The following is a 19,023-nucleotide window of genomic DNA, read 5'->3' on the forward strand; positions in this document are numbered from 1 at the left end:
CACCACGTGAACACTCGCAGCAAGCTCGCTCTCGCCGGCGCCGTCACCGCCGCCCTCGCCCTGACCGGGCCCCTCGCCTCCGGTACGGCGTCCGCCTCGGCCCCCGCACCGGAACCCGCGCCGCTGATCCGTGCGGCGGTCCCGGTGCCCGGTCAGTACATCGTGACCCTCGACAAGCTCGTGGACCCGGCCAAGGCCGCTCAGAAGCTCGGTCTGAAGCCGACGTTCGTCTACAGCAAGGCACTCAACGGCTTCGCCGTCCCCCTCACCCCGCTGCAGTTGACGCTCGTACGCAACAGCCTCGGCGTGAAGGCGGTCGAGGAAGACGCGAAGCTCGCCGCCCCCGGGGCCATGACCACCGCCGGCGTGTCCGCTCCCCGCGGTCCCGCGTCGGCCTGGGGGCTGGACCGGATCGACCAGCGGAACCTGCCTCTCGACGGCAACTTCACCACCGACGGCAATGGCGCGGGCGTGACCGCGTACATCCTGGACTCCGGCATCGACTACGCGCACACCGAATTCGGCGGGCGCGCCACCTTCGGCTTCGACGCCATTGGCGACGGGAGGAACGGCCAGGACTGCAACGGGCACGGGACACACGTCGCGGGCACGGTCGCGGGGAAGACGTACGGGGTCGCGAGCAAGGCGAGCCTGGTCAGCGTCCGTGTCCTGGGCTGCGACGGCAAGGGCACGTACTCCGGGATGATCGCCGGCTTCGACTGGGTCGCGAAGAACGCCACGCAGCCGGCGGTCCTCAACGGCTCGTTGGGCGGGGACCTGTCGCAGGCCCTGAACAACGCCGCGACGGCCCTCTCCGACTCGGGTGTCCTGCCCGTCCTCGCCGCCGGCAACGACTCGAAGGACGCCTGTCAGGTCTCCCCCGCCTCCGCCGAGCGGGTGGTCACGGTGGCGGCGACCAACCGGTACGACGAGGAGACGGACTTCTCCAACTGGGGTACTTGCGTCGAGATCTACGCCCCCGGCGAGGACATCCTCTCCGCCAAGTTCGGCGGCGGCTCCGTCTCCCTGAACGGCACGTCGATGGCCTCCCCGCACGTCGCCGGTACCGTCGCCCTCTACAAGCAGGCCCACCCCAAGGCGGACCCGGCCGAGATCGCCGAGTACCTGGGCGACGTGTCCACCAAGGACGTCCTGAGCAAGGTGAGCAAGAGCAGCCCGAACGAGCTCCTCTTCACCAACGGGCTGTAAACCTCGGCGCCACCGGCCCGGTTGCTCGACGACCACGAGCCTGCCAAGAGGGCGCGCAGGCGCTCCGCCCCGACCGTGATGGTCAATGAAAAGGTCCCGACCTCCAAAGGAGGTCGGGACCTTGATCGAGCGCTGGGCAGGCCTTGCACCTGCATTCCCCCACGGGAAGTGGGATGTCTTTCCTTGGACCACCAACGCCTGACGCCGCAACCGAAATCCACGGCCGCGAGCTCAAGAGCCACTATACCCCGGGCGGAGCCGCGGTCGAGACGGCCTTCGGTCCGGTGAAGCCCCACTCCCACTGGTCGAGGAGCCCCGCCGGTACGCGGGTCGCGGTTCAGGTGCCGACGGGCTTGTACGTGAAGCCGGTCAGCGGTGCGAGGACCTTCCAGTCGAGCGCCTCGTAGAGCGCTCGGCCCGGTACGGTCGCGCCCAGGATGCCGGTGGCCACACCGTGCTCGACGGCCGCGTTGGTGAGTGCGCCCATCACGACCGTCCCGAGGCCGCGGCGCCGGTGCGCCTCCTCGGTGATGATCTGGTCGAAGACGCAGGCTGCGCCTGTCAGTCCGATCCGACCGCCCGCGGCGAGCGCGCCGTCGGCGGCCAGGATGCGCACGCTCATCACCTCGTCGACGGTCGCGGTGGTGACCGTGTAGCCGTCAGGCGCGCGCACGGCGGACGCACGCAGGTCGACGGCCATCAGGAAGCCGGGATCCGTCGGCTCCCACTCGGGTGAGAACCACGGCTCCATGGCGTTCGGTTCCAGAAAGGCCTTGACGCAGGTGGTCGGTTGGGTGATCGCGCCGACGAGCCCGAGGACGGTCTCGGCATCGGCGTCGTCGAGCAGGACGTGACGGACCGCTTGGGCGGGCAGCCCGACCTGGATGCTCAGCCCCCAGGGCGCGCCCACCGGCTTGGGCGTCCGCCGCGAGACGGTCCATCCGTCGACCCACGCGCGCGCGATCTCCCACATGCGAGCACCCCTCCAAGTAATGACCGACATTCGATCTGGGATATTACACAAGTGGGGTGACAGGGGCCGCTGACCATCATCGGCCCCCGCGTGCCCGCCGTACTCGACGTGGGGTGGGGCGACCTCGGTCCGCGCCTGCGAACCCTTACGCGGACGGACGGGCGGGATCGTCCACCGGGCAGGCGTCGGGAAGCGCCTGGGCGCCGGCGAACAGCTGCGCGAAGGCCGCTGCCGCGCCGGTCAGCGGGACCCTGGAGAACAACGCGAGCGGGCGGTGCCACGAGGGGTCGAGGGAGAGCAGGGCGCAGTCCTCGCCGACCGCCCCTCGGACCATGTGGGCGGGGGCCACGACGATGCCCACCCCGGCGGCCGCCATCCGTACCGCCGTGGAGGTGTGTTCCGTGCGCATCACCGTGCGCGGCGCGTATCCGACCGCCCCGCAGGCCCGGTCGATCACCAACTGCCCGTCGACCACCGGTTCCATGGCGCAGCGGATCCAGTCGCGGTCCGCCAGCTCGGCGAGGCCCACCGCGCCCCGCCCGGCGAGCGGGTCGTCGAACGGGACGACGAGGACCAGCTCCTCCCGGCCGATCCGCCGCAGCGGGCCCGGCCACCTCGCGGGCTCGGGACCGACGGCGACGTCCGCGACGCCCCGCTCCAGCTGTTCCTCCAACGCCTCGGTGGAGCCGTACTCGCTCAGCACCAGGGCGACCCCCGGGTGCAGGGTCCGCCACCGGGCGGCGATGCCCGGCAGCACGCCGACGGCCAACGCGTGGACGGTGGCGATGTGGAGTTCGCCGCCGGCCACGCCGGCGGCCGCGCGGGCGGCCCGTTCCGCCTGGCGGGCGCTGCGGACTGCGAGCTGGGCGTGCGGGAGGAAGGCGCGGCCCATCGGGGTGAGCCGCACCCCGCGCGTCATGCGCTCCAGGAGCGCGCCGCCCACGCTCTTCTCCAACGCCTTGACCTGGTGGGACAGGGCGGGCTGGGTGACGTGCAGGGAGTCGGCGGCCCGGGTGAAGGACGACTCCTCCACGACGGCGAGGAAGTACTCCATCTGGCGCAGGCTCATGATCGGCAAGTCTAGAGAACCCCATAGAGAGCCTGTATGGAGTCCAGAAGATCATTGCCTTGGACTCCGTCCAACGGCTGCCACAGGCTTGGCACATGACCAACGACAACAGCGTGGACGTGATCGTGATCGGCGGCGGGACCGGTGGCTACAGCACCGCCCTGCGCGCCTCCGCCCTCGGACTGACCGTCCTGCTCGCCGAACGCGACAAGGTCGGCGGGACCTGCCTGCACCGCGGCTGCATCCCGAGCAAGGCGATGCTGCACGCGGCCGAACTCGTCGACGGGATAGCCGAGGCGCGGGAGCGCTGGGGCGTTCGGGCGCACGTGGAGGCGGTCGACTGGCAGGCGCTGACCGCGACGCGGGACGACATCGTCGGGCGCAACCACAAGGGTGTGGAGGGGCATCTGGAGCACGCCGGTGTGAGGGTGGTGCGCTGCGGGGTGCGGCTGACCGGGCCGCGGTCCGTACGGGCCGACGACGGGCGGGAGTTCACCGCCACCCGGGGCATCGTCCTCGCCACCGGCTCGCGACCGCGCACGCTGCCCGGACTGGAGCCCGACGGGCGGACGGTCGTCACCAGCGACGACGCGCTGTTCGCCCCCGGGCTGCCGGCCTCGGTCCTGGTCCTGGGCGGGGGTGCGATCGGCGTGGAGTACGCCTCCTTCCACCGGTCGATGGGCGCCGAGGTGACCCTCGTGGAGGCCGCCGATCGGCTGGTCCCGCTGGAGGACATGGACGTGTCCCGACACCTGGTGCGGGGCCTGAAGAAGCGGGGCATCGACGTACAGACGGGTGCCCGGTTGGAGGGCGCGGAGGTGTCCGACGGACGCGTGCGGGCCACCGTACGGACCGCCCGCGGGGAGCTTCGCGAGTTGTGGGCGGAGCGGCTGCTGGTGGCGGTGGGCCGGATCCCGGTCACCGACGGGCTCGGCCTGGAGGCGGCCGGACTGACCACCGACGGGAGGGGCTTCGTGGCGCCGGCCGACTGGTCGCGGCTGGAGACCGCGGTCCCGGGCATCCACGTGGTCGGCGACCTGCTGCCGCCGCCGTCCTTGGGGTTGGCCCACGCCTCCTTCGCGGAGGGCCTGCTGGTGGCGGAGACCCTGGCCGGGGTCGCGGGCGTACCGGTGGACTACGCGGCGGTGCCGCGGGTCACGTACTCGTCGCCGCAGACCGCCGCCGTCGGACTGACGGAGGCGCAGGCGCGCGAGGCGTCGTACGACGTGGTGGTCAACACGATGCCGCTCACCGCGGTCGCCAAGGGAATGGTGCACGGGCAGGGCGGCATGGTGAAGGTGGTCGCGGAGCGCGGCGGACGGGTGCTGGGCGTGCACCTGGTCGGCCCGCACGTGTCGGAGATGATCTCGGAGAGTCAGCTGATCGTGGGCTGGGAGGCGGAGCCGGCGGACGTGGCACGCCACGTCCACGCCCATCCGACCCTTTCGGAGGCGGTCGGGGAGGCGTTCCTCAGCCTGGCGGGCCGAGGCCTCCACCAGCAGTAGCCCCGGTCGCCTGCCCGCGGCCCCTCCGGCGCCGCGCCGGACCGGCTCCGCGCCACCGAACGCGTTCACGTCGAGGTCGTGGCGGCCGTCCGGTCGGTCGCCACGACCTCGTGCGTCAGGCTGGGCGGGAGGTCGGCTGAGGGGTCGGGTGAGGGGTCGGCTGGGAGGTCAACGGCCCTGGAGGGACTTGACGTTGTCGCCGAAGGTCCAGCCCTTCGAGCCGTCCCAGTTGACCGACCACGTCATGAGCCCCTTCAGCGCACCGCCGAAGGCGTTCCACGACTGGCCGACCAGGCTCGGAGCCATGTGGCCGCCGCCCGCGCCGGGTTGGGCGGGCAGGCCGGGCACCTGCTTGTCGTAGGGCACCTTGATGGTGGTCCCCTGAATCGTCAGGCCGTTGTTCAGACACGTGGTCTGCGCCGTGAAGCCCTGCACCGTCCCGGCCTGGTGGGAGTCGCCGGAGCAGCCGTACATGCTGCCGTTGTAGTACTGCATGTTGAGCCACCACAGCCGCCCGTTGTCGGCGTACTTCTTGATGATCGGCAGGTAGGAACCCCAGATCGACCCGTAGGTGACGCTTCCCCCGGTGACGTACGCCGTCTCGGGAGCCATCGTGAGACCGAAGCCCGCGGGCATCTGGGCCAATACTCCGTCGATGATGCGCACCAGGTTGGCCTGCGAGGCGGACAGGGTGTTGATGTTGCCGCTGCCCGTGAGGCCGGTCTCGATGTCGATGTCGATCCCGTCGAAGTTGTACTTCTTCAGGATCGGGACGACGGTCGCCACGAACCGGTCGGCGACGGTGCTGGAACTCAGGTCGATGCCCGCGGCGGCGCCTCCGATCGACATCAGGATCGTCGCTCCGGCCGCCTTGGCCCGGCACATTTCGGCGGGGGTGGCGACCTTGACGCCGGTGTCCATGCCGTCCTGCCACAGGACGGTGCCGTCCGAAAGGATCACGGGGAAGGCCGCGTTGAGCACGTTGTAGCCGTGCGCGGAGATCCGGCTGTCCGTGATGGGGATCCAACCCATGCCGGGGTGGACGCCGTTCGAGGCACCGTCCCAGTTCTCCCAGTACCCCTGCAGGACCTTGCCGGAAGGCTTGGGCTTCGTGGGGCAGGACTCGCCGGGCGGAGGGGTGGTGGGGGTGGGGGTGGGGGTTGGCGTGGGGGTAGACGTCGGCGTCGCGGTGGGCGTGGGCGTGGGCGTGGGCGTGGGCGTGGGCGTGGGCGTCGGGGTGCTGCCGCCGGGTCCGGCGAGTGACACGTCGTCCGCGTGGTAGGAGGGCTGCCCGTACCAGCCGTGCAGGTACACGGTCACCGAGGTGGTGCTCGGGCCGGTGGTGAAGCCGACGCTGAGCCGGCTGTACGACGGGCTGTTCGGAGTCCAGGTGGAACCGGCGCCGGTGACACCGGTGCCGGTGGCGCCCAGGTGGACGTAGCTGCCCTGGACGTAGGCGCTCAGCGTGTACGAGGAGTTGGGCTGCACGCTCACGGTCTGGCTGCACCGGGCCGTGTCGGAGACCGTCGGGGAGGCCTTGAGCGCGGCGGAGCCGGAGTGCACCGGGCCGGCGACGACAGCACCGGAACCGCCGGAGCAGGTCCAGTCCGAAAGGCCTTTCTCAAAGCCGGAGTTGGCCACCGGCTCGGCGGTGACGGCTCCGGCCGGGCCGGTGCCGGACACGGCGACGCCGGCGCCGATGACGGCGGCGACGCTCACCCCGGCCAGCGAACGCACGAAGGCGGACGCTCCGCGACCGGCGCGGCCGGTGGTCCGGTACGACCGGCCGGCGTCTCCGCGACCGGGTTCCCGAGGAGGGTGGGCATCGCAGGTGGGACGTGAAGTGCGCGAGCTCCGACGGAACATGGAGTGCTCCCTTCCCGCTGGACGTCATGGACATGACCTACGCGTGGGGGCGCGACGCCCGGCTCCGGGTGAGGTGGGGACAGGTGGGGCTGTGCCGGTCCGGATCGTATGGGGGGCGGAAGGGTCGGTCAATAGGTATGGACCAATGCCGAGGTGGGGCGTCGGGGCGTCCGCTCCCGACCCGGTCCCGCCCACGAAGTGTTCCCCGGCCGTCGAACACGCGGGGCCCGCCTTCCGACCGTTCGGGTGAGGCTGGGCCGGGCGCCCGCCGGGTAGCCACCAGTCACGCGAACCCCAACGCGCTGCACCACACACCGCACACCACAGGGAGACTCCATGACCGTGTCCGACCGCTACCGCACCGCTTGGGACGGCTTCTGGGAGCAGAGCTCCGGCGAACCGGGCGAACCCTTCTGGGACGCGGACCCGGCCCTGACCGCGAAGCGCGACCTCGACCACCTCACCCCGTACGCCGACCGCTCCCTCCCCATCGCCGACCTCGGGTGCGGCAACGGCACCCAAACCCGTTTCCTCGCCACCCGCTTCGCCGGCGCCGTCGGCGTCGACCTCTCCGCCGCAGCCGTCAACCACGCCCGCCGCACCGACCCGGACGGGGCCGCCACGTACGAGCAGCTCAACCTCGCCGACCCGATCCAGGCCGCCGCCCTGCACGAGCGCCTCGGCGACACGAACGTCTACATGCGGGCCGTCCTCCACCAGAGCGACCCCGAAGACCGCCCCGCTGTCGCCGCGACAGTCGCCCGACTGGTCGGCACGCACGGCCGGGCCCTCGTCCTGGAACCGACCGGTGAGGCCAAGGAGGTCATCGCCGCCATCGCCGCGCAGCCCGGCGGCCCCTCCCCGAAACTGCGCCGCGTCAAGGAACACGACCTGCGCCCCGGCGAAGTCGCCGAGGGCGAGGTCGCCGCCCTGCTGCGCGCGGCCGGCCTCACCGTCCTCGACGAAGGCGCCACCACCCTCGCCATGAGCGAGGCCCGCCCCGACGGCACCCCGGTGGAACTGCCTGCCACCTGGTTCGTCGCCGGCCGCCCCTGACTCGACGTACTCCGCGCACTCAGGCCTCCGTGCCCGGCGCACCCGACCACCGGCGCGGGCGCCGGTTCGACGCTTCGACGGCCCGCCCCCGCACCGAGGGGCCCTCGGGTCGTGGCGTCCGAGCGCGAGGGGTGGGGCGTGCGTACGGGTGATCGCGCCGAGACCCGCGGTCAGCCGCCCTGTCCGGCGCTTCCGATCGGGCCGACCTTGATCGGGGAGCCGGCTCCGTCCGTGACGGGCAGGGTGGCGGCGCCGGGCCAGGTGAGGGTGACCGACTTCGTCTCGTCCGGCGGGGTCACCACGAGCCCCGTGACGCGGACGCCCGAGCCGCCCGTCGTGTCAAGCGGGTAGTTGACGCCGAAGGACACGGCCGTGCCCTTCTTCAGGACGGTCGGGCCGCACCGCACCGGACGACGCCGTCGGCCGGCCGGGAAGGCGGTCCCCCCGACCGTTCCGCATCCGGCGGGGGCCACCGTCCGTCGGGGCGGACCCGTGACGTGGCGGTTCTTGACCCGGGCGGTGCATGCCCCCTCCGAGGCATACGCCTCGGGAAGGAGTCCTCTCGCCATCCGGACGGGGATCGGGAAGGATGGGACGGTTGACGCGGTCGAGGCCGGGCCGCGAAGGAAGGCGCAGTTGGGGCTCGTGGGAGCACCCGCGGCGGCTCCGTCGCTCCCCGCCTGTGGTCGTGACTCCTTCGCCCCGCGGTTCGGGGCCCGGCCCGGACGAGTGGGTGAGCATGGAACGGATGCTGTTTCGGAGTGAGAGCCTCGACGAGACGGAGGCGTTCCTGTCGTCCTCGTACACTCCCATGACGATCAGCGGCCGTCCCGAGCGCACCGGTGCCCGCATCGAGCGGCGTGCCGCCGGCGGGCTGCATGTGGACCGTCTCGCCTTCGACTTCACGATGTCGTACGACGCCGGACCTCTGGAGAAGCTCTGTCTGATCACGGTCGACCGCGGGGTGCACACCAGCGGCGGTGACGTCTGCGGCCCCGGTGAGACGTTCCTCGTCGCCCTGCCGGGCCGACCCTACGCGGGCGAGGTGCGTGCCGCCCGCTACACGATCACGATGTTCGACGCCGGCCTGCTGGACCAGGCCACGGAGGGCGGGGAGCGGGTCCGGCTCTCGGGGCAGACCGCGCTCGGCGCGGCGGAGAACCGGATGCTGTGCCGGACGGTCGCCCACGTCCGCGACACGTTGCTCCAGCCGGGATTCGCCGACCAGCCCCTCCTCACCGGCGCGGCGGCCCGCCTGCTGGCCGCCACCACCCTGAGCTGCCTGCCCCACACCCGCGTCGACACCGCGGCCGACCGGACCGGCTCGCGCGACGGCACGAGCGACACCCTGCGGCGGGCCGTCGCGTTCATCGAGGAGAACGCCCACCGCGACATCGGGCTGGCGGAGATCGCGGCTGCGGTCCCGGTCACCCCGCGTGCCGTGCAGTACGCCTTCTCCCGGTACGCCGCGACCACCCCGCTGGGTCATCTGCGCAGGGTGCGGCTGGCCCGCGCCCACGAGGAACTGAGGGCCGCGGCGCCCGCGCTGACCACGGTGACCGCCGTCGCCGTTCGCTGGGGCTTCGCACACCAGGGACGCTTCGCCGCGGCGTACCGCGAGGCGTACGGTGTCACCCCCGGCACGACCCTGCGCGGCTGAGCCGCACGACCTCGTCGGCGGGCCCGGGGCGCGGGACGCGCCGATCCGACGTTCTCGTCCCCCGGCTCCGCCTCACCCCCCGGACGGCGCGCAGGACCGGGGGTGGGGGGCGTGGCGGTGCCGGGCCGGGACCGTACCGAAGACGGTGTCGGTACCGGTCAGGGTCAGCAGCACCCTCAGGGGGCGGCTTGCCGCGGTCACCGTGAAGGCGATGCCGCGCGCCCTCGCCGCCAGACGGATGATCAGGAGTTCGTTCAGGCAGGCCGAGGAGCAGAACGTCAGCCCCGCACAGTCGACTTCCAGGCGGTACGGGGGTGGGTCGGCCGCGAGCGCGTCGTGCAGCGCCGTGCGCAGGACGGGACAGGTGTCGTTGTCGGCCTCACCGGCCACCTCCACCCGCAGCACACCCGGCTCGACCTCCGTCAGGCTCGCCCGCAGTGGTGTGTCCTTCACGACCCGTCCTCCGTCCACGAGGCGGCGCCCCGTCTCCCTCCGACCATGCGCCGGGAAGCCACCCGTCCACAGCCCGCGGAACGAAACATCTCGCCGGGGACATCCACGGAGCGAAGCCCCCCACCCCGACACCCATGGCGTCCCGGCCCCACTCGCTCCGGAGCTCCGCCCCGGTTCCGGCCGATCGTCGGGCAACGACGAGCGAGCGTGTGTACGCGGCTGGAACTGTTTCACCCGGGTGTCGGGGCACGGGCCCCTGCGCATCTCCTGACGGTCAGGGGCGGCCCAGCAGGGCCACGCCCGCGGCCGTGTCCGCGCGGGCGGTGAAGAAGTCGGTGAACGCGGCGACGAACTCCTCCTCGCTGATCCGACCGTCCCCATCGGCGTCCAACTGCCTGAAGGCGTCGTTCAGTTCGGCGGGGTGTACGCGCGGACCTCCGAACAGGACGCGGTACTCGTCGGCGCACAGGTACCCGCTGCCGTCGGTGTCGACGGCCCGGAACAGGGCGCGCACCGCCGGGCCGAGGCCGCGGTCGAGGTAGTCCGCGTCACGATCGACGCCCGCGAGCATCGCGGTGACGAACTCGGCGCACTCCACCGCGCCGTCACCGTCCGCGTCCATTCCCTCCCGCAGTTGCCGCCACCAGGTCTCGAAGGCGGCATACAGTACGTCCTCGCGCTCGACGGGCAACTCCAGTTGCCAGCACACGTTGTGGACCATCGCCTGGAGGTCGGCGCTGTCCACCCGCCCGTCACCGGTCTGGTCGAGCACCTGGTGGAAGAACGCCTCCAACCGTGCCGGGCGGGAGTCGACGGTACGGGGCCGGGGCAGACGTGCGGCGGGCGCCGGGCGCCTGGATGCGGCTCGTGGCCCGTCACCGTCGGAATGGCCGCGGTAGCGCAGCCGGTCCGGCAGGCGCGTCATCACCTGCCGCATGCCGCGGTGCACCGTCCAGGAGAGGGCGGCGGCCGTACGGGTTCGGGGCATCGCGAACCGCTCGTGCCAGGCGGGCGGCAGGTCGGCGACGGTCAGGGTGGTCAGTACGCTCGCGGCGACGGCGCGCATCAGCGGCCAAGCGGGGTGCAGCCGTCCGAGGCGGCGGGGGGCGGGAGCCTCGCGCAGCATGTCGAAGAGCAGGTAGCGGACCTGGTCCCCGAATTCCAGAACCTCGCGAACGGTCCGGTCGACGTACGCGGCCACGTCGGCCGCGGTCGCGGGGAGGGCGTCGTCGGGGATCCCGAGGTCCGCGCAGACCTCCTTGAACTCCGCGTACAGGGAGTCGAGTTCGTCGGGCTGGAGGGGGTCGCCCGACAGCTCGCGCATGGCCGTCATGGCCTCGTACAGCGTCACCATCACCCAGGCGCGGACCTGCGGGTCCTCGGCGTCGTACGGGCGGCCCGCGTCGTCGGTGCCGCGGATGCGGCGGTGCGCGCGCTCCAGCCGGGCGACCTCTCGCCGGCGTTCTTCCGGGGTGGCGAAGAAGAGTCGGCTCCCGCTGTCCATGGTGTGCTCGATCCGCCGCCAGGGGTGAGCCCGGTAGGTGGAGTAGCGGGCGGTGCCGGCGGCGACGGCGGGGTGTGCGGTCTGCAGGACGAGAAGTCGCCACGCCACCAGCCCGATGCGCCATTCTCCGAGGGTCAGGCGCAGCAGGCCGGCGGCGGAGGGTGGAGGGGGTGGTGTCACGCGTGCTCCTTGAGGTGGTGGCCGACAGGAGCACAACGCCGCAACGGCGGGGGAGGTTGCGGTGATCGCCTCGGATGCCGGCCCGGCTCATGTCAGCCGGCTGCCACGGAGGACCGGACGGCGCCCATGGTGACGTCGGGCCCCCTCGGGTCCACCTTGCCCGGTTGCCACTCCACGTGACCGATCACCGACGTGTCCCCGGTGGTGCCCCAGCCGTGGGCACGGCACCGTGCCGCGCACACCCGCACGATCGCGTCCACCTGCTCGGGCGGCCAGGGGTCCTTCCCGTCGCCGAGGTTCTCGCACTCGAAGCCGTAGAAGTGCCGGTTGCCGTCCGTCGTCGCCTCCGCGACCGCGGGCAGCGGGCCCTCGGCCCGGACCGCGGCGAGTACGGCCGGGTCGCCGAGGCCGGCGTGGCCGTACCCGACGAGGTGCAGGGTGCCGTCCTTTCCGATCACCCCGTGGCACAGCGGCCCGGGCAGGTCCCCGTGCCCGCCGGCGCAGAGTCGGACGGTTGCCTTGATCCCCTTCGTCACGGTGTGGTGCACCATCACGCCGTGCACGGGCCCCCAACGGCCCTTGTGGTCGCGGTTGTGGGCGCGCCAACCGGGACGCTCGACGATCTTGACGCCTTCGTTCACGAGCGCGGCCAGGAAGGCATCGGGGCTGAGCGGATCGGCCAACGTGACCTCCTGCGCCGGTGCGGTCGTGGCTATCGAGGCGGCAGCTTCAGCCTCTGGCCGGCCCGGATGCGATCGGGATCGGTGATCCCGTTGAGCCGGGCGATCTCCGGGTACCGGCCGGCGTTGCCGAGGTTGGCCAGGGCGATCCCCGACAGGGTGTCCCCCGCCTTGACGGTGTACGCGGCGGGGGCCTTGGCCGCCGCCGGGCGCGGGGCCGCCTTCTTCGCGACGGGTTTGCGCACGACGCTCTTCTTCGCCCCTGCCGCCTTCGTCACGCCCTTGCCGGCCAGGTACGCCATGGGGTCGGTGTGGCCGTTGTAGCTGTTGGCGGTACGCGTCTCGAAGTGCAGGTGGGGCCCTGTCACGTTGCCGGTCGCTCCGGACAGGCCCAGGCGCAGGCCACCGCTCACGCTCTGACCGGCCTTGACGTCGACCCTGCTGAGGTGCGCGTACAGGGTGAACCGTCCGTCCTCCATCCGAAGGATCACGCAGTTCCCGTACGCGCCCTGGTCACCGGCCACCACGGTGCCCGGGCCGACCGCCGTGACGGGGGTGCCGCATGCGCGGGAGGCCGGCGGGCGTTCGGCGGGCAGCGGGTTGTCCGGGGGAAGCGGCTCCTGCCACTCCCCCGGCACCCGTCTTCCGGTGTTCAAGGCGACCGGATCGCCGCAAGCACGCCCTTCGCCCTCTTCCGAGTCCACTTCCGTGCCGTACACCCCCGTGGTCCGGCACCGCACGATTTCTCGAACAGTGGGTTCCGGAATGTGGGTCGGGCTGTGCTTGCTCCGGTAACACTACGCAGGTACGGAATGCCTCACCATTGCGTAGTTGCACAATCCGAGCGGTATGAACTGTGGGTTCTGCACCATGACTGACACACATGCGCGTGAGGTGCACATGATGCGGATCCGACCCTCCGGAGTTGCACAGCGGACGCACCGGAAAGAAAAGCCGGCATCTTTTACCAATGAGGCGCGATATCCCGCCACGACACTTTTCGGCCAACGAATCCATTTTCGGATTCAACGAATCGCGCGCACCCGGGGATGGATTCGTTGATGCAATTCCGGTCAAACATCATGCGCGTTTCCAGCCACGCGGAAGGGTCCTCCGGGGCGCCGGCCTCCCCTCCGCACTCCCTCCCACCTGGGGTTTCACCAGGATCTGCACCCACCGCGCCGCGCGACCCGCTTCAGGGGCACCCCGCTCCCGCCGCACCCGCCGCCCATGTCGGTCGCTTCGTCCGGCCACCCCGAGCGCCAAAACCGTTTCCAGCCGATCTTCGCGTTCCCGCCGGCCGAAAATAGAAATCGCGGAGCCGCCTGCACGGCTTCCGCACGAATCGCCCCTGAGGCCCCGAAAAAGGATTTCCAGTACGGATGCCCGACAGAAGGCGGCGCCGCAGCGGGCCGATCGAATTTCGCTCAACCGACGGAAAGGGGCACCGAACCGCAGCACCTGTCCGTTCCGTTCCGCGGTCGGGGGACAGGCGTTCGAAACGGGCCCGGTGCGGCGGGGCGCGACGGCCCCGATCCCGCGGGCCGCTCAGATCAGGCGGCCGCGCACAGTTCTCGGGACGAGTCCGGAAGTTGGGGTGTGCCCGACATGAGGTTCAGCGCGAACAGCAGGTCGCGCATGCCGCTCAGCGAGGACAGGTCGCGCGACAGGTGCCCTTCCAGGGCCCTGACGTGTGAGCGGACCGTGGCCTCCGACAGACCCAGTTCGCGCGCGGTCGCCTCCAGGTGCGCGTCGAACGTGAGCCAGGCGGTCGCCGTGGTGAGCAGGTCACGCCTGTCCGCGCAGGCGGGCCGAAGCAGTACTTCGGCCCAGGCGCGGATCTGCGGGCCGTCGAGCAGCCCCCGGAGCGTGGGCTCCCCGCCTTCGAGGCACCCGTCGGGGGGTTCCGGCAACTCCCTTTGGGTGACGATTTCCAGCGCCAGGCCGACGGTGATGCGGTCCGTCAGGGCCGCGAAGTCCTTGTTGAGCAGTTCGGCGGCGCGCGCCACCCGTCGCGTGACGGTGTTGCGGTGCAGGTCCAGACGCCGCGCTGCCACGGTGTAGGGGTAGGCCAGGGCGGTGGGGAGCGTCTCGCGCAGCAGTTCCCACTGGGTGTCGATCTGCATGAGGGGACTCAGCAGCCGGCGGGCCCACACCTGGGCGTCGTGCGCCGGAAGCAGGCTCACCAGGTCGGTGTCCCGCACGGAGAGGGCCACGGAGTCCGGCTGGTGGACGGCGAACCGCTGGGCGGTGGTCGCCTCGTGGAGGGCCCGGCCGAGGAGGGACATCGAGTACACCCCGCTGCCGCCCAGCGAGGCCTCCGCGCCGAGTACGGAGACCAGCCGGGTCAGTTCGACGGCCACCTTGTCGTCCGTCTCGTCGGCCCGGACCGGGTGGATCACCAGGATCCGGTCGTGGCGGCGCGCGTCGGCGACGACCACGGCGCGGCCGGCCGTGACGGCCTCGCAGCGGCGCACGGCGGCGTCGCGTCGACTGGGCGAGGTCTCCACGACGAAGACGCGTGCGGTCTCGGGGTCGAGCAGTCCCGGGGCGAGGTTCCTCATGACCCGGCGGGCCTTGGACACCTCACCGTCCAACAGGAGCTCCACCGCGGCGCCGCGCGCGTCCCGGACGGCGTCGGATGCCGCCCGGTACTCGCGGCGCGCCTGGTCCACCAGGCCCAGGAGCTTGGCGGCCTGGCGCAGCAGCCGCAGGTCGGCGTCGTCGAACGGCGTGCGTCGGGCAACGGCGAGGACCGTGTCCGCGGCGGAGGACGGGCCGAGCGAGATGAGCCGGGTGTGCGGTCCGGAGCGGGCGTCAGGGGCGTTGCCGTCGACGGATTGACGGATGATCGCCTGTGCGAGTTCCTCGGCCGCCGTGGCCGGCGACGCGACGAGGACGCGGTCGGGTTCGCTGACCATCACCTGCACGTCGAGAGCGCGGGCCAGCCAGTCGGCAATGCGCTGCATGGCCCTGTGGTCGGCGAGCCGTGCCGGCAGTTCTTGTACGAGTGAGGCGAGTTGGGCGGCCCGCCGCTCGGCGCACGCGACCCGGAACTCCTGGATGGCCTCGTGCACCCCCTGCCACTGTTCCACCGGCGCGGCGGTGACCAGGAGGGGAATGCCCAGCCGGTCCGCCAGGTCCACGAGGGACTGGGGGTACGGCTGGCGGGAACCCGGCGCGGCGCTGACGATCAGGCCGGCGCCGCCGTCACGGTTCATGCGCCGCAGCAACACCTCCAGCACGGTGGTGATGCGACCGCGCAGGCGGAAGGGGACCGTGTCGGCGATCAGCACGACGAAGCCGTCGGGCAGGGTGGACGGCACTCCTTCTTCCAGGAGCGTCTCCGGGGTCACCGAGAGGACACCCGTCACTTCCACCGCCCGGGCGGTGGAGGAGCACTGGCTGAAAAACGTCAGTTCGAGCTCGGGGTTGCGGGTGGGCAGCGTGCCCAGGGTTGGCATCGAGCGCTCCTCGAAGCAGTCCGGAAGTTGTCGCGTAGGTGCCCCGTGTCGTTCAGCGAGCCGCACGGGCACCCCGGTCACGACCTCATGCCCGCTCTCCAGCAAGGCTCATGTACTCCACTGGGTGCGACATGGCCCCCGACTCGAAATGCACTGTGCGCGAACGACGTTCAGGCATGCTGGGAAGCGGTCGTACCGCCATGCTCGGAGTGGTCGGACGGGGCTGGACGCGCAGGCTGCGACGATCGCGGAGCCCACCATCGAGGACGGGAGTGGAGCCGTTGTCGTGTCGCCGGAGGCGGCCGGGCGAGAAACGCACGTCCCCCGCGGTCCATCCCGACGCCCGGTCACTGTCCTTGCATGCCAACTCCGGACTCAACTGCCCCCCTGTATGGTGCAACGCCGACTGCGTGGGTGCGCGCCGCACGGTGTGCGGCCGACCTGCGGCCGGTCGCCCCTCCGCCCCTTGTCCTACCTGCGGGGACGTCTTCGACAAGAGGCCGTCACGGCAGCACGACGTCCCCTTGTGGGCAGGCCCGACATCCCGCGCACACGCCGGTGCGCAAGGTTGCGTTCCCTATCGGGATACTGCCTTCCGCACCCAACCGTGTCAACTAAAGTACACAGGCGTAGGCCCAGACAGAGCGAGAGACCGGTACGTGGTTGTGTGCATGCATCAGCAGTACGTCCTTCGGGCCGTGAGCGGCACCTGCTGCCTGAGGTGAGCGGCGACCGTCCGTCCATCGCGGACAAACTCAAGGCCCTCATGACCGGGCTGCGGGGCCGTAGTCACACGTCCCGGTCGCTCTCGGAGTCCGTCGACGCCCTGCCCGACGGCCATCCGTCGCTGTCGCACGCCGCCATCGCCAAGATCGCCAATGGTTCGCAGACCAACCCGACCGTCGGCACGCTGCTGGCCCTGTGCGAAGCTCTGGGCGTCCCACCCGCCCACCTGCTCCCGCACGAGGCCTACGACGATCTCGAGGCGCTGGAGGCATTCGAGAACCCTCTCGCGCGACACGTCCTGGCCCTGCTGAACGGTCTGCCGGAAAGTGAACTGGCGGGCGTCATCAAAGATTTGGAACGACGAAGGGCCCACGTCGGCCTGGAACAGGTTCCGCCCCGCGCGGCCGTCACGCCGCCGAGCAAGCGCCGGCGACGGCGGAAACCGGACGAGGCCGCTCGCTATGCGGCCGAATCACTGGAAGGGCTGTAGTAGTGGACGGCATAGTCTTCGGGACGTGCACACTGGCCGGCTTGCTGGTCACCGTGCTCTGCACGCGTAGGGCCCTGGGAAATCCCCGGGTCTCCACATGGGCCATCGCCATCGCGTTCGGGGTGTGCACACTGGGCGTCCTGTTCGCCGTCCCCGTCGTGGCCCGGGCGGCTGAGGACGTCACCGGCGTCGTCAACATCGGCAAGCTCATCGCCCACGTCTGCGCGATCCTCTGGTGCGCCGCACTGCAGATCACCATGGTGGACCTGGCCTACCGCCCCGAGTACGTGAAGTCCGCCATCTTCCACCGGGGCTTCGCCGCCGTGGTCGAGCTCGCGATCATGGTGCCGCTGTTCCTGGCGACGAACGCGCCCGACATCGCGTTCACGACCGCCTACGCCGACAACCCCAAGATCGCGGCGTACCTCCTGCTCTACCTCTCGTACGTGATGGTCACCTGCGGGGAGTTGGCGTTCATGTGCGGCAGGACGGCGCGCCGCAACTGGGGCATCCGCCCCTGGAGCGGTGCCGGGTTCTCCTTGTCCGCCATGGCGGCCGTCTTCGGACTGGCCTACGCCCTGACCAAGGGGAGTTACATCATCTTCTACACCCTCGACAGGCCGTGGTCGCTGAAGACCGAGGAGTTCGTCAGCCCCACCCTGAGCGGCCTCGCGGTGATCTTCCTCTTCTCCGGCCTGACGCTCCCCATGATGGGCGCGTTCCGGGAGCGGCTCCGTCAGAAGAAGGCTCTGGCGTCGGGTTAGCCCCTGCCGCGTCACGTACGTCCACGAGCCCTGCCCACGCCGCCAAGGCGTGGGCAGGGCTCCGTGCTGTTCCACACGCCGCATCAGGGCGATTCGCGTACCGCTCCGTAGCGGACCGACAGCTCCTTCAGGCCGCGGGAGCGCAGCGACCGCCGCCACTGCGGAGCCGGATCCACCAACTCCAGCGTCGGGTAACGCTCCAGGAGGGCCGCGAGGGCGATCTCCACCTCGACGCGCGCGAGGGGGCCGCCGAGGCAGTAGTGGATGCCGTGGCCGAGCGCCAGGTGGCCGGAAGTGTCACGGTCGAGGTCCAGGGCGTCGGGCTGCGGGAAGCGCGCCGGGTCCCGGTTGGCCGCCGACAGGGACACGAGCACCGTCTCCCCCGCCGCCACCGTGACCCCGGCGATGGTCAGGTCCTCGGTGGCGAACCTACGGATCGCGAGGAGTGCGGGGCCCTCCAGCCGGGCGAACTCGGCCACGGCGGCCGGAAGTCGGGAGGGGTCCTTGCGGAGCAGGGCCAGCTGGTCCGGATGCCGCAGGAGGGTGTGGATCGCGTTGCCGATCAGTTGGGCCGTGTTCTCGTAGCCCGCGAACAGGACGAGGAATGCGACCGACATCAGCTCGTCCTCGCCGAGGCGGTCCCCGTCGGCGTCCCGGACGGCGATCAGGTCGGACAGCAGGTCGTCGGCAGGCCGGCTCCGCTTGTGCTCCATGAGCCCGGTGAGGAAGCCGAGCATCGCCACCAGCGCCTCCTTCACGGCCTCCGGCCGAGCGGGATCCGGCGCCACCAGTGCCTCCGTCCAACCGCGGAAGTCCACACGCCGGTCCTCGGGTACGCCCAGCAGGTCGCAGATCACGATGATCGGGAGCGAGAACGCGTAGCCGGCCAGCAGGTCCGCGCTGCCGGTCGGCCCGAGCCGGTCCAGGAGACGGTCCGCGGTCTCGCGGATCGGTGTCCGCAGCTGCTCCACCCGCCGCGAGGTGAAGGCGCGGGCCACCAACCCGCGGATGCGCGTGTGATCCGGCGGATCCATGTTGAGGAGGTTGGCGTCCAGCGCCGGCGGAAGGGCGAAGCCCCGGTAGGTTCCCTCCGCGGCGTTGGACTTGTCCAGGGACAGCCTCGGGTCGGTGAGCGCCTCGCGGACATCGTCGTACCGCGTGACGAGCCACGCGGGCGTGCCGTCGGTGCCCGTGATCCGGCACACCGGGGCCGTGTCCCGGAGCCTGTCGTAGACGGAGTACGGGTGCTCGATCAGTTCGCCCTGAAGATCCATGATCCCACCCTAGAACGTGGCCCGTTCCGCCCGGACGGGGCCTACCGGGCCCCGACGATCCGGGCCCGGCCGGCGCGCTCGACCGACGGCATCCGCCGCCCGCCCGCCGCGCGCGACCATCGATGCGGGCCCTGCCCGGCGGTCCGTGCG

14 protein-coding genes and 3 pseudogenes are annotated in these 19,023 nt (G+C 71.5%); 6 read left to right on the top strand and 11 right to left on the bottom strand.

What is annotated here, in order from left to right; translation table 11 throughout:
* Positions 1–6: 6 nt before the first annotated feature.
* The gene (locus NOD94_RS26305; protein WP_281208590.1) at positions 7–1,209 is read left to right on the top strand and encodes a S8 family peptidase; all 1,203 of its coding nucleotides are present in this window, start codon (positions 7–9) and stop codon (positions 1,207–1,209) included.
* Between the two features lie 337 nt (positions 1,210–1,546).
* Here NOD94_RS26305 and NOD94_RS26310 read toward each other — a convergent pair whose 3' ends face one another.
* Together NOD94_RS26310 and NOD94_RS26315 are read right to left on the bottom strand one after the other, a co-directional pair.
* Positions 1,547–2,182 carry a GNAT family N-acetyltransferase gene (locus NOD94_RS26310; RefSeq protein ID WP_281208591.1) on the bottom strand — a complete coding sequence of 212 codons (636 nt, stop codon included), beginning with the start codon at positions 2,180–2,182 and terminating at the stop codon, positions 1,547–1,549.
* A gap of 145 nt (positions 2,183–2,327) precedes the next feature.
* Positions 2,328–3,251: a LysR family transcriptional regulator gene (locus tag NOD94_RS26315; protein ID WP_281208592.1), complete on the bottom strand. Its 924-nt coding sequence runs from the start codon at positions 3,249–3,251 to the stop codon at positions 2,328–2,330.
* A 95-nt stretch (positions 3,252–3,346) separates the two neighbouring features.
* Here NOD94_RS26315 and lpdA point away from each other — a divergent pair, with 95 nt between their 5' ends.
* The gene (lpdA, locus tag NOD94_RS26320) at positions 3,347–4,756 is read left to right on the top strand and encodes a dihydrolipoyl dehydrogenase (RefSeq protein ID WP_281208593.1); all 1,410 of its coding nucleotides are present in this window, start codon (positions 3,347–3,349) and stop codon (positions 4,754–4,756) included.
* A 168-nt stretch (positions 4,757–4,924) separates the two neighbouring features.
* Here the strand turns inward: lpdA and NOD94_RS41465 are convergent.
* Positions 4,925–5,881 (bottom strand): annotated as a pseudogene (locus tag NOD94_RS41465) (chitinase); the annotation flags it as partial.
* Between the two features lie 183 nt (positions 5,882–6,064).
* Positions 6,065–6,622, bottom strand: a pseudogene (locus tag NOD94_RS41470) (carbohydrate binding domain-containing protein); the annotation flags it as partial.
* 336 nt (positions 6,623–6,958) lie between these two features.
* Between NOD94_RS41470 and NOD94_RS26330 the strand changes: the two are divergent.
* Positions 6,959–7,678, top strand: coding sequence for a class I SAM-dependent methyltransferase (locus tag NOD94_RS26330; protein WP_281208595.1), 720 nt, complete (start codon positions 6,959–6,961; stop codon positions 7,676–7,678).
* A gap of 170 nt (positions 7,679–7,848) precedes the next feature.
* Here NOD94_RS26330 and NOD94_RS26335 read toward each other — a convergent pair.
* A pseudogene (locus NOD94_RS26335) lies at positions 7,849–8,067 on the bottom strand (DUF4232 domain-containing protein); the annotation flags it as partial.
* A gap of 359 nt (positions 8,068–8,426) precedes the next feature.
* Here NOD94_RS26335 and NOD94_RS26340 point away from each other — a divergent pair.
* Positions 8,427–9,338 (top strand): AraC family transcriptional regulator, encoded by a 912-nt coding sequence (locus tag NOD94_RS26340; RefSeq protein ID WP_281208596.1) that lies wholly within the window; start codon positions 8,427–8,429, stop codon positions 9,336–9,338.
* 72 nt (positions 9,339–9,410) lie between these two features.
* Here NOD94_RS26340 and NOD94_RS26345 read toward each other — a convergent pair whose 3' ends face one another.
* From NOD94_RS26345 to NOD94_RS26365, 5 genes are all read right to left on the bottom strand, one after another.
* Positions 9,411–9,791: an STAS domain-containing protein gene (locus tag NOD94_RS26345; protein ID WP_281208597.1), complete on the bottom strand. Its 381-nt coding sequence runs from the start codon at positions 9,789–9,791 to the stop codon at positions 9,411–9,413.
* A 274-nt stretch (positions 9,792–10,065) separates the two neighbouring features.
* Positions 10,066–11,475 carry an oxygenase MpaB family protein gene (locus NOD94_RS26350; RefSeq protein ID WP_281208598.1) on the bottom strand — a complete coding sequence of 470 codons (1,410 nt, stop codon included), beginning with the start codon at positions 11,473–11,475 and terminating at the stop codon, positions 10,066–10,068.
* Positions 11,476–11,567: 92 nt separating this feature from the next.
* Positions 11,568–12,158, bottom strand: coding sequence for an N-acetylmuramoyl-L-alanine amidase (locus NOD94_RS26355; RefSeq protein WP_281208599.1), 591 nt, complete (start codon positions 12,156–12,158; stop codon positions 11,568–11,570).
* Positions 12,159–12,187: 29 nt separating this feature from the next.
* A complete protein-coding gene (locus NOD94_RS26360; protein WP_281208600.1) occupies positions 12,188–12,811 on the bottom strand; it encodes a peptidoglycan DD-metalloendopeptidase family protein in 624 nt (207 codons plus the stop codon).
* 897 nt (positions 12,812–13,708) lie between these two features.
* Entirely contained in the window at positions 13,709–15,619 is a 1,911-nt protein-coding gene (locus NOD94_RS26365) for a helix-turn-helix domain-containing protein (protein WP_281208601.1), read from the bottom strand.
* A gap of 721 nt (positions 15,620–16,340) precedes the next feature.
* On the opposite strand from NOD94_RS26365, the gene NOD94_RS26370 reads away from it, so the two are divergent.
* Together NOD94_RS26370 and NOD94_RS26375 are read left to right on the top strand one after the other, a co-directional pair.
* Positions 16,341–16,835, top strand: coding sequence for a transcriptional regulator (locus NOD94_RS26370; protein ID WP_281208602.1), 495 nt, complete (start codon positions 16,341–16,343; stop codon positions 16,833–16,835).
* Between the two features lie 41 nt (positions 16,836–16,876).
* Entirely contained in the window at positions 16,877–17,599 is a 723-nt protein-coding gene (locus tag NOD94_RS26375) for a hypothetical protein (protein WP_281208603.1), read from the top strand.
* 83 nt (positions 17,600–17,682) lie between these two features.
* Here the strand turns inward: NOD94_RS26375 and NOD94_RS26380 are convergent, their stop codons facing one another.
* A complete protein-coding gene (locus tag NOD94_RS26380) occupies positions 17,683–18,873 on the bottom strand; it encodes a cytochrome P450 (RefSeq protein WP_281208604.1) in 1,191 nt (396 codons plus the stop codon).
* Between the last annotated feature and the right edge of the window lie 150 nt (positions 18,874–19,023).

The organism is Streptomyces sp. Isolate_45, assembly GCF_024721315.2.
In the GTDB taxonomy this organism is placed as follows: domain Bacteria; phylum Actinomycetota; class Actinomycetes; order Streptomycetales; family Streptomycetaceae; genus Streptomyces.

Coding starts and splice junctions, on each gene's coding strand:
- NOD94_RS26380 (WP_281208604.1), bottom strand. CDS start 18,873: ATGGATCTTCAGGGCGAACTGATCGAGCACCCGTACTCCGTCTACGAC.
- NOD94_RS26315 (WP_281208592.1), bottom strand. CDS start 3,251: ATGAGCCTGCGCCAGATGGAGTACTTCCTCGCCGTCGTGGAGGAGTCG.
- NOD94_RS26310 (WP_281208591.1), bottom strand. CDS start 2,182: ATGTGGGAGATCGCGCGCGCGTGGGTCGACGGATGGACCGTCTCGCGG.
- lpdA (WP_281208593.1), top strand. CDS start 3,347: ATGACCAACGACAACAGCGTGGACGTGATCGTGATCGGCGGCGGGACC.
- NOD94_RS26365 (WP_281208601.1), bottom strand. CDS start 15,619: ATGCCAACCCTGGGCACGCTGCCCACCCGCAACCCCGAGCTCGAACTG.
- NOD94_RS26340 (WP_281208596.1), top strand. CDS start 8,427: ATGCTGTTTCGGAGTGAGAGCCTCGACGAGACGGAGGCGTTCCTGTCG.
- NOD94_RS26330 (WP_281208595.1), top strand. CDS start 6,959: ATGACCGTGTCCGACCGCTACCGCACCGCTTGGGACGGCTTCTGGGAG.